General features: G+C 73.6%; 13 protein-coding genes. 6 read left to right on the plus strand and 7 right to left on the minus strand.

The features are described from left to right. Nucleotides 1-45: 45 nt before the first annotated feature. From AC0VX2_RS09100 to AC0VX2_RS09110, 3 genes are read right to left on the minus strand one after another with little or no spacing between them, the layout of a single operon-like run. Complete coding sequence (locus AC0VX2_RS09100) at nucleotides 46-1,536, minus strand: dihydrolipoamide acetyltransferase family protein (protein ID WP_376173523.1); 1,491 nt, start codon at nucleotides 1,534-1,536, stop codon at nucleotides 46-48. Further along, complete coding sequence (locus tag AC0VX2_RS09105) at nucleotides 1,533-2,582, minus strand: alpha-ketoacid dehydrogenase subunit beta (protein ID WP_095353660.1); 1,050 nt, start codon at nucleotides 2,580-2,582, stop codon at nucleotides 1,533-1,535. The genes AC0VX2_RS09100 and AC0VX2_RS09105 overlap by 4 nt, the downstream gene beginning before the upstream one ends. 2 nt (nucleotides 2,583-2,584) lie before the next feature. Continuing rightward, complete coding sequence (locus tag AC0VX2_RS09110) at nucleotides 2,585-3,787, minus strand: thiamine pyrophosphate-dependent enzyme (protein WP_113913816.1); 1,203 nt, start codon at nucleotides 3,785-3,787, stop codon at nucleotides 2,585-2,587. A gap of 187 nt (nucleotides 3,788-3,974) precedes the next feature. Between AC0VX2_RS09110 and AC0VX2_RS09115 the strand changes: the two genes are divergently transcribed. Beyond that, nucleotides 3,975-4,448: an Lrp/AsnC family transcriptional regulator gene (locus tag AC0VX2_RS09115; RefSeq protein WP_036316705.1), complete on the plus strand. Its 474-nt coding sequence runs from the start codon at nucleotides 3,975-3,977 to the stop codon at nucleotides 4,446-4,448. A gap of 21 nt (nucleotides 4,449-4,469) precedes the next feature. Here AC0VX2_RS09115 and AC0VX2_RS09120 read toward each other — a convergent pair whose 3' ends face one another. Then, nucleotides 4,470-5,768: an MFS transporter gene (locus AC0VX2_RS09120; RefSeq protein ID WP_101965866.1), complete on the minus strand. Its 1,299-nt coding sequence runs from the start codon at nucleotides 5,766-5,768 to the stop codon at nucleotides 4,470-4,472. A 65-nt stretch (nucleotides 5,769-5,833) separates the two neighbouring features. Between AC0VX2_RS09120 and AC0VX2_RS09125 the strand changes: the two genes are divergently transcribed. Next, the gene (locus AC0VX2_RS09125; RefSeq protein ID WP_049147937.1) at nucleotides 5,834-7,324 is read left to right on the plus strand and encodes an NCS2 family permease; all 1,491 of its coding nucleotides are present in this window, start codon (nucleotides 5,834-5,836) and stop codon (nucleotides 7,322-7,324) included. 68 nt (nucleotides 7,325-7,392) lie between these two features. Here the strand turns inward: AC0VX2_RS09125 and AC0VX2_RS09130 are convergent, their stop codons facing one another. From AC0VX2_RS09130 to AC0VX2_RS09140, 3 genes are read right to left on the minus strand one after another with little or no spacing between them, the layout of a single operon-like run. After that, nucleotides 7,393-8,130, minus strand: coding sequence for an enoyl-CoA hydratase-related protein (locus tag AC0VX2_RS09130; RefSeq protein ID WP_069941762.1), 738 nt, complete (start codon nucleotides 8,128-8,130; stop codon nucleotides 7,393-7,395). After that, nucleotides 8,127-8,612, minus strand: coding sequence for a MaoC/PaaZ C-terminal domain-containing protein (locus AC0VX2_RS09135; protein ID WP_069941761.1), 486 nt, complete (start codon nucleotides 8,610-8,612; stop codon nucleotides 8,127-8,129). Before AC0VX2_RS09135 ends, AC0VX2_RS09130 begins: the two co-directional genes overlap by 4 nt. Then, complete coding sequence (locus AC0VX2_RS09140; RefSeq protein WP_063189986.1) at nucleotides 8,609-9,217, minus strand: TetR/AcrR family transcriptional regulator; 609 nt, start codon at nucleotides 9,215-9,217, stop codon at nucleotides 8,609-8,611. Before AC0VX2_RS09140 ends, AC0VX2_RS09135 begins: the two co-directional genes overlap by 4 nt. A 204-nt stretch (nucleotides 9,218-9,421) precedes the next feature. On the opposite strand from AC0VX2_RS09140, the gene AC0VX2_RS09145 reads away from it, so the two are divergent. The 4 genes from AC0VX2_RS09145 to AC0VX2_RS09160 are packed head-to-tail and all read left to right on the plus strand — an operon-like array spanning nucleotide 9,422 to nucleotide 13,878. Beyond that, a complete protein-coding gene (locus AC0VX2_RS09145) occupies nucleotides 9,422-10,288 on the plus strand; it encodes a CoA transferase (RefSeq protein ID WP_236601291.1) in 867 nt (288 codons plus the stop codon). A gap of 28 nt (nucleotides 10,289-10,316) precedes the next feature. Further along, nucleotides 10,317-11,852, plus strand: a complete 1,536-nt coding sequence (locus AC0VX2_RS09150; protein ID WP_069941760.1) for a class I adenylate-forming enzyme family protein — start codon at nucleotides 10,317-10,319, stop codon at nucleotides 11,850-11,852. A 46-nt stretch (nucleotides 11,853-11,898) separates the two neighbouring features. Next, on the plus strand, nucleotides 11,899-13,086 hold the full coding sequence (locus tag AC0VX2_RS09155; RefSeq protein ID WP_475432575.1) for a thiolase family protein: 1,188 nt from the start codon (nucleotides 11,899-11,901) through the stop codon (nucleotides 13,084-13,086). A gap of 48 nt (nucleotides 13,087-13,134) precedes the next feature. Continuing rightward, nucleotides 13,135-13,878 carry a 3-hydroxyacyl-CoA dehydrogenase gene (locus tag AC0VX2_RS09160; protein WP_069941758.1) on the plus strand — a complete coding sequence of 248 codons (744 nt, stop codon included), beginning with the start codon at nucleotides 13,135-13,137 and terminating at the stop codon, nucleotides 13,876-13,878. The last annotated feature ends 1 nt before the right edge of the window (nucleotide 13,879 follow it).

Raw genomic sequence — 13,879 nt, forward strand, 5'->3', positions numbered from 1 at the left:
ATCGCAGGGCTCGTCCGGGGTCGGGGCGGGCGGGGATCGTCCGGATCAGATCCGGGCGAGGGCCGCCGTCGGGTCGTGGAGGCAGTCCGCCACGAACGTGAGGAACGCGCTCGCGGTGGCGCCGTCGGTGACGCGGTGGTCGAAGGTCACGGTCATCTCGGTGACCTTGCGGACCACGATCTCCCCGTCCACGACCCACGGGCGGTCGATGATCCGGCCGATGCCGAGCATCCCGACCTCGGGCACGTTGATGATCGGCGTGGCGCCGTCCGTGCCCAGCGGGCCGTAGTTGTTCAGCGTGAACGTGCCGCGGGTGAGCTCGGCCGGGGCGGCCCGGCCCGCGCGGGCGCGGCTGACGGTGTCGTTGATCGCGGCGGTGAGCTCGTCCGCGGACAGCTTCTCCGCGTGCTCGACGGACGGCACCATGAGGCCGCGGTCGGTCTGCACGGCCAGGCCGAGGTGGACGCCGTCGACCTCCACAATCTCGTCCTTGCCGTCCGCCCCCGCCTCGATGCGCGCGTTCATCACCGGGTACCGGCGCAGGCCGGCCAGGGTGAAGCGGGCGATCAGGCCGAGCAGCGAGGGCGCGTTCTCCGGGTCCTTCGCCTTGAGCGCGGCCCGCAGCTCGAGCAGGGCGGTGACGTCCACGTCCAGCCACGCCGTGACCTCCGGGACCTCGCGGCGCGAGCGGGAGAGCTGGTCCGCGATCACCTTGCGCACCCCCGTGATCGGGGTGCGGGCGACGACGGCCAGGCCGGTCCGCCCGTCCACGGCGCCCGGCTGCGCGGCGGCCCCGGCCGCCGGGGCGGCGGCGGCCGACGGCGCCGGGGTCGGGGTGGCCTGCGGGGTGGAGCCCTCGGCCGCGGTGAGCACGTCGGCGCGGGTGATCAGGCCGTCCGGGCCCGTGCCGGTCAGCGCGGCCACGTCCACGCCCTTCTCGCGGGCGAGCTTGCGGACGATCGGGGAGGTCACGCGCGGGGCGCCGGCCTCGGCCGTGGGGGCCGGCGTCGGGCGGGTGGCGCCGTGGCCGCGCTTGGACGGACGACTGCGGGAGGTGGCCTTGTGGCCGGAGGTGCCGTAGCCGATGAGCACGGCGCCGGAGGCCTCGTCGTCGGAGCCGGCGACGTCGCCGTCGCCGCCGCGGGCCTTGTCCGGCTTCGGCTGGACCCCGGCCATCTCCTCCTCGCGGTAGCTCAGCGCGCCGGGGCGGGCGGCCTCGGCCGCGGCCGCACCGGTGGCCGGCGGGACGGCCAGGGCCTCGGTGCCGGCGGCGGGCGCGGAGCCCTCACCGGACTCGCCGGCCGCGCCGATGGTGATCAGCGGGCTGCCGACGTCCATGGTCTCGCCCTCGGCGCCGTGCAGGGTCAGCACGGTGCCGGCGTACGGGCTCGGCACCTCGACGAGGGCCTTGGCGGTCTCGACCTCGACCATGGGCTGGTCGACGGCCACGGTGTCGCCCTCGGCGACGAGCCAGCGGACGATGTCGGCCTCGGTCAGGCCTTCGCCCAGGTCGGGCAGCAGGAAGGTGTTGCTCATGCGCGGGCCTCCTCGGCGTCCAGGTCCCAGTTCAGGTCGTCGATCGCGTCCAGGATGCGGTCGATGTTCGGCAGGTGGTGCTCCTCGAGCTTCGGCGCGGGGAACGGGATGTCGAAGCCGGTCACGCGGCCCACGGGCGCCGCCAGCGAGTGGAAGCAGCGCTGCTGGATCCGGGCCACCAGCTCGGAGGCCACGGACGCGAAGCCCTGCGGCTCGGCGACGACGACGGCGCGGCCGGTCTTGGCGACCGAGGCGGCCATCGTGTCCTCGTCCAGCGGGTTCACGGTGCGCAGGTCCACGACCTCCACCGAGAGCCCCTCCTCCGCGGCCGCGTGGGCGGCGGCGAGGCAGGTGGGCACGGAGGGGCCGTAGGAGACGAGGGTGACGTCCGTGCCCTCGCGGACGACGGCGGCGCGCGCCCAGGCCTCGCCGTGCTCCTTCTTGTCCTCGACGCGGGCCCAGCCCTCCTCGAACTCGGCGCGCAGCTGGTCGAGGTCGAGCTCGGCCTTGGTCCAGTACATCTTCTTGGGCTCCATGAAGACCACCGGGTCGTCCAGGCGGATGGCCGAGCGCAGCATCATGTACGCGTCCTTCACCGAGGCCGGGGTGTACACCTTCAGGCCCGGGGTGTGCGCGTAGTAGGACTCGGAGGAGTCGCAGTGGTGCTCCACGCCGCCGATGCCGCCGCCGTAGGGGATGCGGAGGGTGATCGGCATGGGCGTGGCGCCCTTGGTGCGGTTGCGCATCTTGGCCACGTGCGAGGCGATCTGCTCGAAGGCCGGGTACGCGAACGCGTCGAACTGCATCTCGATCACGGGGCGGGCGCCGCCGAGGGCCATGCCCACGGCCATGCCCGCGATGCCGGACTCGGCCAGCGGGGTGTCGAAGCAGCGCTCCTCGCCGAAGCGCGCGGTCAGCCCGTCCGTGATGCGGAAGACGCCGCCGAGGGTGCCGACGTCCTCGCCGAACACCACCACCATGTCGTCGGCGGCCATCTCGTCGGCCAGCGCCGCGTTGAGCGCGGCGGCGAAGGTCAGGGTCGCCATGCTCAGGCCTCCTGGTTCTCGGAACGGGACAGCTCCTCGGCCAGCTGCGCGCGCTGGGCGGCGAGCTGCGGGGTCTGCACGGAGTAGACGTGGTCGAACAGCTCGAGCGGATCGAGCTCCGTCTCGGCGTTCATGGCGTCGCGCAGCTGCTGCGCGACGTCCTCCGCGTCGCGGGTGATCTGGGCCGAGACCTCCTCGGTGAGGGCGCCGGTGGACTCGAGGTAGGCGGTCATGCGGCGCAGCGGGTCGCGCGCCTCCCACTCCTTCACCTCGGCGTCGTCGCGGTAGCGCGAGGGGTCGTCCGTGTTGGTGTGCGCCTGCATGCGGTAGGTGTCCGCCTCCACGAGGAAGGGGCCCTGTCCCTGCCGGCACAGCTCCACGGCGCGGCCCAGCACGGCCAGCAGGGCGCCGAGGTCGTTGCCGTCCACGCGCTCGCCGGCCAGGCCGTAGCCCACGGCCTTGTGGGCCAGGGACGGGGCGGCCGACTGCTTGGCGAACGGCACGGAGATGGCGAACTTGTTGTTCTGCACGAAGAAGATCACCGGCAGCTTGAACACGGCCGCGAAGTTCAGCGCCTCGTGGAAGTCGCCCTCGGAGGTGCCGCCGTCGCCGACCATGGCCAGGCACACGACCTCCTCGCCGCGCAGGCGGGCGGCCTTAGCCATCCCGACGGCGTGCAGCATCTGGGTGGTCAGGGGCGTGGACTGGATGGAGACGTGGTGCTTCTGGGGGTCGTAGCCCTGATGCCAGGTGCCCTGGTAGGCCACCATCACCTCGAGCGGCGGGACGCCGCGGGCGATCACGGCCACGGTGTCGCGGTAGGTCGGGAACAGCCAGTCGTGCTCGCCCAGGCAGACGGCGGCGGCGACCTCGGAGGCCTCCTGGCCGTGCGAGGACGGATAGACGGCCATGCGGCCCTGGCGCACCAGGGCGTAGGCCTGGTCGTTGACGCGGCGGCCGATGACGAGGTGGCGGTAGGCGGCCAGCAGCTCCTCGTCGGAGGGCAGGGGATACTCGTGGCCGGGCTCGGTGCCCTGCTCCTCCGGGGCCAGCAGCGTGCCGTCCTCGCCGATCAGCTGGATGCGGCGGGCGGCGGGGAGCAGGTACTCCTCGAGGGAGATGCCGAAGGCGGCGCCGGCGTTCGGGCGGGTCTCGGCCTCGTCGGTCCGGGCGGCCCCGGGCACGGCGGGGGTGGGGTCACTCATGGCGGGTCCTCTCGATCTGTGGCCTTCAGTGTGCCCAAGAGGGTCAATGTGTCGCTCGCCCGCCCGGGATCACGAGACAATCGAATGCAAACCAGGCACTCCATCAGACGAACTGCTATGGTGACTCGTGCCACGTAGACGGTCCGCCGCCGCGTGGCCGACCCGTCCGCCCGCCCCAGGAGGAGCCATGGCCGCCGAGCCGCTGGACCGCGTGGACCGCGCGATCGTCCGCGAACTGACGCAGGACGGGCGGATGTCCGTCGCGGCCCTGGCCGAGCGCGTGCACATCTCCCGCGCGCACTGCTACTCGCGCCTGAACCGCCTGCAGGACGCGGGCGTGATCACAGGCTTCACCGTGCGGGTCGACCCCGTCAAGGTCGGCTTCGGGGCCTCCGCCCACGTGACCATGAAGCTGCGTCAGCACGACTGGCGAGAGCTGCGCGCCACGCTCCTGGCCATCCCCGAGGTCTCCCACGTCTCCCTCGTGGGCGGGAACATGGACGTGATCCTGCTGGTCCGCGCGCGGGACACCGCCGACCTGCGCCGTGTGATCTTCGACGAACTGCAGACCCTGCCGAGCGTCGTCGACACGCAGACGTACATGGTCTTCGACGACCAGGCCTCCGGGCAGACCATCCCCCCGGACGAGACCGCCGACTGAGCCGACGGTCCGGCGCCCCGGTCAGCGGGGGCGCACGACGACGGCCGGCGGGTCCGCCACGGCCCCCGGCCCGCGCGGCAGCACCGCGGCGAACACGACCGCTCCGACACCGCAGACGACCGCGAGGGAGCCGACGCCGACGGCCAGCCCGGCCGCGGCGGTCACCCCGGACAGCAGCAGCGGCCCGGCCAGCATCCCCGCGTCGGACATCGAGCGCCACAGGCCGAGGAACTGGGCGCGCGCGTTCGGCGGCGAGTGGTCCGCCCCGAGGGTCATCACGATCCCCGCGCCGAAGCCGTTGCCGATGCCCAGCAGCACCGCCGCCGCCGCGAACGCCGTCGGCTCCCGGGTGAGGCTGATCGCCAGGAACCCCGCCCCCAGCAGGGTCAGGCACGGCACCGCCACAGCGCGCCGGCCGAAGCGGTCCATGAGCCGGCCCGAGGGGTAGAAGAGCAGCAGGTCCGCCGCGCCGGCCAGGCCGAAGACGAGCGACGCCGTCGCCGCGTCCAGGCCCAGGTGCGTGGCCCACAGCGGGATGACGGCGTTGCGCGCCGCGCGGGCGGCGGAGACGGCCACGACACCGAAGCCGGCCGTGAGCAACGCCCCGCGCCGGGCGCGCGCCACGTCCAGCAGCCGGGGTCGACCGGCCGGGCCGGGCTCCTCCCCCGCCACCGGATCGGACGCCGGCACCGGCAGATCCCGGATCCGCAGGCACAGCAGGGCGCCGACGGCCATGGCCGCGGCGGCCGCGGCGAACGCGCCGTCCAGCCCGAGCGGGGCCTGCGCGGCGGCGCCCAGGAACGGGCCCAGGAACGTCCCGATCCGCACGGTCCCGCCGAGCGTGGACATCGCGCGGGCCCGGTGCGTGGCCGGCACCGCCACCGCCAGGTACGCCTGCCGGGCCAGGTTGAACCCGGCCCCGGCCATGCCCACGGTGAGCACCGCGGCCAGGAACAGCGCCAGCCGCCCCGGCTCGGCCACCCCCGCCGCCGACGGCCCGGAGGACACCCCGGCCGTCGTCGCCCAGGCCAGGCCCGCGCCGGCCGTGCCGAGCACGGCGGAGACGACCATGGTGACCCGCTCCCCCGCCCGGGCCGCGAGCGCCGAGGCCGGCCCGTTGGCCACGAGCGAGCCGAGCCCCACCAGCAGCACGACGGCAGCCGCCCGCGCCGCGTCCAGGCCGAGGGCCAGCGCCGCCACCGCGAGCGCGGGCGTCATGGCGCCCAGGCCGACGGCGTAGACGGTGGAGGGGGCGTAGATCTGCACGGCGTCGCGCAGCGCCTCCCGGGTGCGGGCGGCGGAGGCGGAGCGGGGACGCATGCCCGCGAGCGTAGCGGGACGGCACGCGCGCGATCATCGTGGGACCGGGTCACTACGCTGGTGCCATGGCCTCCCGCACCGCCTCTCCACCGCCCTCGCCCGCCCCGTCCCCCGCCGCTGCCCGCGGCGCCCTGGACCGGTACTTCCGCATCACCGAGCGCGGCTCGTCGGTGGGCCAGGAGTTCCGCGGCGGCCTCGCCACGTTCCTGGCGATGAGCTACATCGTGGTGCTGAACCCGCTGATCCTGTCCGGGCCCGACTCGGCCGGGAACACCCTGGGCATCCCCGCCGTGGCCGCCGTCACCGCGCTCGTGGCGGGCGTCATGACCATCGTCATGGGCGTGTGGGCGCGGCACCCGTTCGCGGTGGCCGCGGGCCTGGGCGTCTCCGCGTTCGTCTCCATCACCATCGCCACGACGCCGGGGCTCACCTGGCCCCAGCTGATGGGCCTCGTCACCCTCGCCGGTCTCGTGATGCTGCTGCTCGTGGTGACCGGCTTCCGCCGTGCCGTGTTCGACGCGGTCCCGGAGGCGCTGAAGTCCGGCATCGTGGTGGGCATCGGCCTGTTCATCGCACTGATCGGCCTCGTCAACGCCGGGTTCGTGCGGCGGCTGCCGGACGCCGCCGACACCACGGTCCCGGTGGGCCTGGGCACGGGCGGCGAGCTCGAGGGCTGGCCCGTGCTGGTCTTCGTCGTCGGGCTGCTGCTGACCGCGGTCCTCGTGATCCGCAAGGTGCGCGGCGCCATCCTGATCGGCATCGTCGCGGCGACGATCCTCGCCAACGTGCTGGAGGCCGTGTTCCACATCGGCCCCTCCGTGGACGCCGACGGGAACGCCGTGCCCACCGGCTGGTCCCTGATCGCCCCCTCCCTGCCCGAGTGGACCGCCCCGGACCTGCACCTGCTCGGCAGCGTGGACCTGTTCGGCGCCTTCACCTCCGTGGGCGGGCTGATGGCCTCCCTGCTCGTGTTCGCGATCCTGCTCTCCGTGTTCTTCGACGCGATGGGCGTCTCCGTGGGCCTGGCCCGCGAGGCCGGCACCGTGAACCCGGACGGCTCCATCCCCGACCTGAACCGGGTGCTCGCCGCGGACGCGCTCGCGGTCACGGTGGGCGGTGGCGCCTCCGGCTCGGCGCACCAGATCTTCGTGGAGTCCGGCACCGGCATCGGCGAGGGCGCCCGGACCGGCCTGGCCTCCGTGTTCACCGGCCTGTTCTTCCTCGCGGCCGTGTTCCTCTCCCCGCTCATCCACCTCGTGCCGTTCGAGGCCGTGGCCCCCGCGCTCGTGGTGGTCGGGTTCATGATGTGCCAGCACGTGGTGCAGATCGACTGGTCCGACCCGGGCGCAGCCTTCCCCGCGTTCCTCACGTTCATCCTCATGCCGTTCACCTACTCGATCGTCAACGGCATCGGCGCCGGCGTGGTGGCCTACGCGGTGATCCGCACGGGCCAGGGCCGCGGCCGCGAGGTGCACCCGCTGCTGTGGTTCGTGGCACTCGCGTTCGTCGCGTACTTCGGGCTCGGCGTGGTCCGGGCAGCGCTCGGCCTGAACTGACCCGCCGCCCCCGACGGCGGCGCACCGGACCGGTGCGCCGCCGTCGTCGTGTGCGGCGCGGGGTGTCGTCAGCGCCGGAAGGCGGCGGACCGCTGCGCGAACTCGGCCGAGCGGATCAGCTCCACCTGGTCCCGCGCCTCACGCTCGAGCGCGCGCCCCACGACCTCCGCGTCGGCCGCGTTGAGGGCGGCCTTGGCCAGCGCGACCGCACGGCGGGGACGCTCGGCCACCGCGTCGGCGAGGGCGTGGGCGACGCCGGCGAGGTCCGGCCCGGGGACCACGCGGGAGAACAGCCCCGCGGCCCGAGCCTCCTCCGCCCCGAGGCGCCGCCCCGTCAGGGCCATCTCCGCGGCCAGCGCCCGGCCGACGGCCCGCGCGATGGTGACGGAGCTGCCGCCGTCCGGCACCAGGCCGATGCCCGTGAACGGCAGCAGGAGGTACGCGTCGTCGGCGGCGACCGCGAGGTCGGCGGCGGCCGCCAAGGCCGCGCCGTAGCCCACGGCCGGACCGTTGACGGCCGCGATGACCGGCACGTCCACCGCCCGGATCGTCTCGACGACACGGTTGGCCGCGCGCATCGCCGCCTCCGGATCGAGGTCGTCCCGGAGATCGGCTCCCGCGCAGAAGGCCCGTCCTCGGCCGGTGAGGATGACGGCGCGGATCGCCGGGTCCCGACCGGCCTCCCCCAGCGCGGTGTGCAGCGCCTCCATGGCGGTCGGCGTGACGGCGTTGAGCCGATCCGGGCCGTCCAGGGTCAGGACGAGGGCGGTGTCGTGACGTTCGGTGGCCACCCTGGTGCCGGTCATGCCCGCCTCCCGGCCGGGGCCTCGGACCGCATCTCGAGGTAGGCCGCCATCTCCATGGTCAGCACCTCCTTGCCCTCCTGGTTGAGGGCGCGCACGTCGAACACCACGAGTCCGCGGCGCCACTCTGGCTCCAGACGCACGTCGATGACGCGGCTGTGTCCGGAGAGGACGTCCCCCGGGCGCACCGGCCGCCGGAACCGCAGGCGGTCGATGCCCTGCCCGGCGATCACGTTCCAGTGCTCGCGGCGTCCCAGCACCTGGAGGCGCTGGAGGATCGCCAGGGTGTGGAGGCCGCTGGCGATCAGGCCTCCGTAGCGGCCCCCCGTCTCGGCGTGCCCGGGGTCGATGTGGATGTCCTGCGGGTCCCAGTGGGATGCGAACGCGATGACCTCCTGCTCCGTCACCTCGTACGTGCCGAGGTCGCATTCCTCGCCCACAGTGAAGTCCTCTGCGTGCCGCCCGTCTGTCGCCTGGGCCGTCATGCCCGGCCTCCTCTCGCTGTTTCGTCTTCCGCCGCCTGGACACGGACGACCACCGCCGGCCGGGCGGCGTCGCGGTCGACCGCGTCGACGATCCGGTCCACCAGCGGCTCGAAGAAGAGCTCGCCGAGCATGCGCATGATCATCGACACCACCTGCGGCACCTCGTCCCGCCGGCCGCTGATGAGCCCCGCGGCACGCAGCTGGCGCACCTGCTCGCGGGCGAGCGCCGTGAGCTTCTCCACGAGCTGGGAGTCGGCGGCCGGCTCGCCCAGCAGCACATGGCGCCGGACGTACTCGAGGACGTCGGGACGGGCCCGGAGCATCTCAGCCACCGCGGCGTCCCGACGGAGGGTCACGTCTCGAGCCGTCCCCTCCGCGGGGACGGACGCGATCGCGGCCGCGAAATCGTCGGCGACCGCGGCGTCCACCTCCCGATGCAGCCCGGCCTTGGAGCCGTAGTGATGCGTGATCAGGCCGACGGTCACGGACGCCTCCTCGGCGATGGCACGCATCGAGGTCCCCTCGACGCCGTGATGCGCGAAGAGCCGGAGGGCGGCGTGTCGGATGCGGGCCTTGCCCGTGAGGTCCGATGCCGGGGCGTCCATCCCCGCCCCTCCGGGACCGTTCCGTGCGTCGATCGTCACCGTTGCTCCTCTCTCGAGCCCCGCGAGGCCGGGGGCTGCCGCCCGTCGGTGATGACGGCGGATCTCATCCTGCCATTGCACATTCGCACAGTCGACTATACATTCGTACAACATCGCCCCGATGCGATGCAGATCACATCCCAGTGGACCGAGAGGAGGGCACCCGTGCAGCCCATCGATCAGACGACGTCCGGCCCCGCCACATCCGTGGGCGAGCGGCCCCTGGCCGGGATCCGCGTCGTCTCCGTGGCCGTGAACCTGCCCGGCCCCCTCGCAGCGGCCCGGCTCGCCGAATTCGGAGCCGAGGTCGTGAAGATCGAACCGCCGACGGGCGATCCGCTCGCCGCCGCTGCCCCGCAGTGGTACGCCGAACTCATCGCCGGCCAGCGCGTCCTGACCCTGGACCTGAAGACCGGTCCCGGGCAGGACCACCTCGCGACCCTCCTGGAGGGCGCTGACCTGCTGCTCAGCTCGCTGCGCCCGTCCGCGGCCGACCGTCTCGGCCTACCTGCCTCGGCGCATGCCGCGGGAGCCGTGTTCCTGGAGGTCGTGGGACACGACGGTGACGACGCCGACCTGCCGGGCCACGACCTGACCTACCAGGCCGCCGCCGGCACCCTCGACGCCCCCCGGATGCCGCTCGTGCCCGTGGCCGACCTGCTCGGCGGGGAGCGGGCCGTCTCCGCCGCGCTCGCCGCGCTGCGCAGCCGAGACCACGGGGGCCCGGCCACCCGCGTCCGCGTGACGCTCGAGGACGCCGCCAGGGCCGCCGCGGCCCCGGTGCGGCGGGGCCTGCTCGGCCCGGGCGGCCCGCTCGGCGGAGACCTGCCCACCTATTCCCTCTACGCCAGCGCCGACGGCCATGTGGCCGTCGCCGCGGTCGAGCCCCATTTCGCCGCCCGCCTGGCGGAGCACATCGGCTCGACCCGGGACGAGATCGCCCGCACGATCCTCACCCGTCCCGGAGCCGAGTGGGAGCGGATCGCTAACGAGCTCGACCTGCCGCTCGCCGTCGTCCGTCCCCCTCGCTGACCCCGCCGTCCGTCCTCAGGAGCACATCATGGCCACCCTCCCCAGCGTCCTCGCCACCACGGCCCGCCGCGTCCCCCAGCACCCCGCCCTGAAATGGGGCGATTCCTCGCTCACCTATGCCGACCTCGATGCGACCGTGGACCGGCTCGCCGGTGAACTCATCTCCCGAGGACTGCGCCCGGGCGACCGCGTCGTCCTCGTGGCCGGCAACACCCCCGAATTCGTGATCGGCCTCTACGGAGCGTTGCGGGCGGGTGCGATCGTCGCCCCCGTCAACCCGCGCTCCGCGCGTCCTGAACTCGAGCACTTCCTCGCCGACACCGAGGCGCGGATGCTCCTCGTCGACCCGACCGTCGGCGAGGGTGTCCAGGCCCTGGCCGCAGCGGACTCGGGGCCGGCCCAGCTCCTCGCGCTCGGCGCTCTCGACGGCTTCGACGACGTCCTCGCCGCGGCCGACGGCCGGCCTGAAGGAGCCGTCGCCCATCCGGACCTGGCCGAGGACGACGACGCCCTCATCATCTACACCTCCGGCACGACGGGACGGCCGAAGGGCGCCCTCTTCGACCACCACCGCGTGCTGTGGGTGGGCCAGAACATGATCATGGGCCTGGGCATGCGGGTCGGCGAGACGATGGTGCACGTGGCGCCGCTGTACCACTCCGCCGCCCTCAACCTCCTGCTGTTCAGCGGCGTGATGCTGGGCGCCACCCACGTCCTGCTCCCGGCCTTCGACCCCGACGAGGTCATCGCGACGCTCGAGCGGGAGAGGGCCACCATCTTCTTCGGCGTCCCCACGATGCTCGCCTACATGCTGCGCAGCCCGAGGATGGCCGCCAGCGATCTGTCCCACCTGCGCGGCATCCTCTACGGCGCCGCCCCGATGCCGGCGAGCACGGCCGAGGCGCTCGTGGCCGCGCTGCCTCACGTCCACATCATCCAGGCGTGCGGCCAGACCGAGGGCGGTCCGGGCGGGATCTTGCTCACCCATGAGGAGGTCATGGCGAAGCCACACACGAGCGGGCGCATGGCCATGCCCAACACGGAGGTGCGCGTCGTCGACGCGGACGGCCGCGACGTCGGCCCTGGGGAGGTCGGCGAGATGATCATGCGGGGCGAGACCATGATGAAGGGGTATTGGCGGAACCCCGAGGCCACGGCGGTCACGGTCGTCGACGGCTGGGTCCACACGGGCGACCTCACCCGGGTCGACGAGGAGGGCTTCCTCACCGTGGTCGACCGCCTCAAGGACCTCATCATCACGGGCGGGCGCAACGTGTACTCCGCCGAGGTGGAGAACTCGTTGGCCGGCTGCCCGGGCGTCGCCGAACTGGCGATCATCGGACGCCCCCATCCCGACTACGGGGAGAGCATCGTCGCCGTCGTCGCCCCGATGCCCGGCGCGACCGTGTCCCTCGAGGCGCTGCGGGACTACGGCGAAGGCCGCCTCTCGCACTACAAGCTCCCGCACGAGCTGGTGGTGCGCGAGATCCCCCGCAACCTCTCCGGGAAGATCCTCAAGCACCGCCTGCGGGCCGACCTCACCGAGCCCGGCGACCCCGCCTGAGCCGGGCCCCTCCGTCCCACCAGACCTCACCCGTGAAGGAGAACCCATGAGCACCGCCCCTTCCAGCCGAGACGCCGTGATCGTCGACGCCGTCCGCACCCCCGTGGGCCGCCGCGGCGGCGCCCTGCGCGACTGGCATCCCCTGGACCTGCTCGCGCACACGCTCGACCACCTCGTCCGCCATTCCGGGGCCGACGCCGACGCCCTGGACGACCTGATCGCCGGCTGCGCGCTCCAGCGCGGCGAGCAGGCGGGCAACGTGGCCCGCAACGCGCTGCTCGGCGCCGGCCTGCCGATCGGCCTGCCCGGCACCACGATCGACCGCCAGTGCGGCTCCGGCCAACAGGCCGTGCACTTCGCCGCCCAGGGCGTCCGGTCCGGCGAATACGACTGGGCGATCGGCTGCGGCGTGGAGTCCATGTCCCGGGTGGACCTCGGCCCGCTCTTCGCCCCGGGCGGCCCCCGCGGCGAGTGGTACGGCACGCGTTCCCTGGCCCGTTTCGAAGGTAACCTCCCCGCCCAGGGGCCGTCCGCGGAGCTCATCGTGGAGAAGTGGGGCCTCACGCGCGAACGGCTCGACGCCTACAGCGTCCAGAGCCACCGCCGCGCCGCCGAAGCCACCCGGGAAGGCCGCTTCACGGATTCCCTCGTGCCGATCGACGGGCTCGACCGCAATGGCGACACCGTGGCACTCACCGCCGACGAAGGCATCCGTGCGGACGTCGATCCGCAGAAGGTGGCCGCGCTCGCCCCCGTGTTCTCGCCCGACGGCGCCATCACGGCGGGGAACTCCTCCCAGCTCAGCGACGGCGCCGCCGCCCTCCTCGTTGCCGAACGCGGCGCCGCCGAGGCCGCCGGGCTGCGCCCCAAGGCCCGCATCGTCAGCATGGCGGTGGCGGCGGACGACCCGGTGCTCCAGTTCACAGCGATCCTCGCCGCGGCCCGCCGCGCCCTGGACCAGGCCGGACTGGACATCACGGACATCGACCTCGTCGAGGTGAACGAGGCGTTCGCCCCCGTCCCCCTGATCTTCATGGACGAGTTCGGCTACCCGGAGGACCAGCTCAACGTGAACGGCGGCTCCATCGCGATCGGCCACCCGCTCGGCTCGACCGGCGCCCGGCTGCTCACTCAGCTCACCGACGAGCTCCACCGCCGTCAGGCCCGGTACGGGCTGCTGACGGTCTGCGAGGGCGGCGGCATGGCCAACGCCACCATCCTCGAGCGCCTCTGAGCGCCCCGACCAACGGAACCCTCCCAGGACCAGAACCAGGAGCATCACATGCAGATCAAGGACCGCACCTTCCTCGTCACCGGCGGCGCGTCCGGCCTCGGCGAGGCCACGACCCGCGCGCTGCTCGACCGCGGCGGGCACGTGGTGGTGGCCGACCGCGCCGGAACCGCGCCCGAGGGCGCCGTCTTCGTCGAGGCAGACGTCACCGACGCCGTCCAGGTCGCGCACGCCGTGGCGGAGGCGACCCGCCAGCCGGGGCCGCTGTCCGGCGTCGTGAACTGCGCCGGCATCGGCTCGGCCGCCAAGGTGATCTCCCGCGACGGCCCCCAGCCGCTGGCGGACTTCGAACGGATCGTCGGGGTGAACCTCATCGGCACCTTCAACATCATCCGCCTCGCGGCCGCGGCGATGGCCGAGAACGAGCCGGACGACGATGGCGGCCGCGGCGTCATCGTCAACACGGCCTCCGTGGCCGCCTACGAGGGACAGGTGGGCCAGGCCGGGTACTCAGCGTCGAAGGGGGGCGTGGTGGCGATGACGCTGCCGATCGCCCGTGAGCTCGCAGCCTACGGAATCCGCGTGAACACGATCGCGCCCGGACTCTTCCTCACGCCGATGATGCACCAGCTGCCGGAGAAGGCCCGTGCCTCCCTCGGGGAGCAGGTGCCCTATCCCTCCCGCCTCGGCGATCCGGCCGAATACGCGCATCTGGTCACCCACATCGTGGAGAACCAGATGCTCAACGGCGAGACCATCCGCCTCGACGGCGCCATCCGCATGGCGCCCCGCTGAT

Source organism: Micrococcus sp. iso_239 (assembly GCF_056173395.1).

Bases quoted from the DNA above. Each gene is read 5' to 3' on its own strand.
- AC0VX2_RS09100 (WP_376173523.1), bottom strand. From the start codon at position 1,536: ATGAGCAACACCTTCCTGCTGCCCGACCTGGGCGAAGGCCTGACCGAG.
- AC0VX2_RS09105 (WP_095353660.1), bottom strand. From the start codon at position 2,582: ATGGCGACCCTGACCTTCGCCGCCGCGCTCAACGCGGCGCTGGCCGAC.
- AC0VX2_RS09110 (WP_113913816.1), bottom strand. From the start codon at position 3,787: ATGAGTGACCCCACCCCCGCCGTGCCCGGGGCCGCCCGGACCGACGAG.
- AC0VX2_RS09115 (WP_036316705.1), top strand. From the start codon at position 3,975: ATGGCCGCCGAGCCGCTGGACCGCGTGGACCGCGCGATCGTCCGCGAA.
- AC0VX2_RS09120 (WP_101965866.1), bottom strand. From the start codon at position 5,768: ATGCGTCCCCGCTCCGCCTCCGCCGCCCGCACCCGGGAGGCGCTGCGC.
- AC0VX2_RS09125 (WP_049147937.1), top strand. From the start codon at position 5,834: ATGGCCTCCCGCACCGCCTCTCCACCGCCCTCGCCCGCCCCGTCCCCC.
- AC0VX2_RS09130 (WP_069941762.1), bottom strand. From the start codon at position 8,130: ATGACCGGCACCAGGGTGGCCACCGAACGTCACGACACCGCCCTCGTC.
- AC0VX2_RS09135 (WP_069941761.1), bottom strand. From the start codon at position 8,612: ATGACGGCCCAGGCGACAGACGGGCGGCACGCAGAGGACTTCACTGTG.
- AC0VX2_RS09140 (WP_063189986.1), bottom strand. From the start codon at position 9,217: ATGGACGCCCCGGCATCGGACCTCACGGGCAAGGCCCGCATCCGACAC.
- AC0VX2_RS09150 (WP_069941760.1), top strand. From the start codon at position 10,317: ATGGCCACCCTCCCCAGCGTCCTCGCCACCACGGCCCGCCGCGTCCCC.
- AC0VX2_RS09155 (WP_475432575.1), top strand. From the start codon at position 11,899: ATGAGCACCGCCCCTTCCAGCCGAGACGCCGTGATCGTCGACGCCGTC.
- AC0VX2_RS09160 (WP_069941758.1), top strand. From the start codon at position 13,135: ATGCAGATCAAGGACCGCACCTTCCTCGTCACCGGCGGCGCGTCCGGC.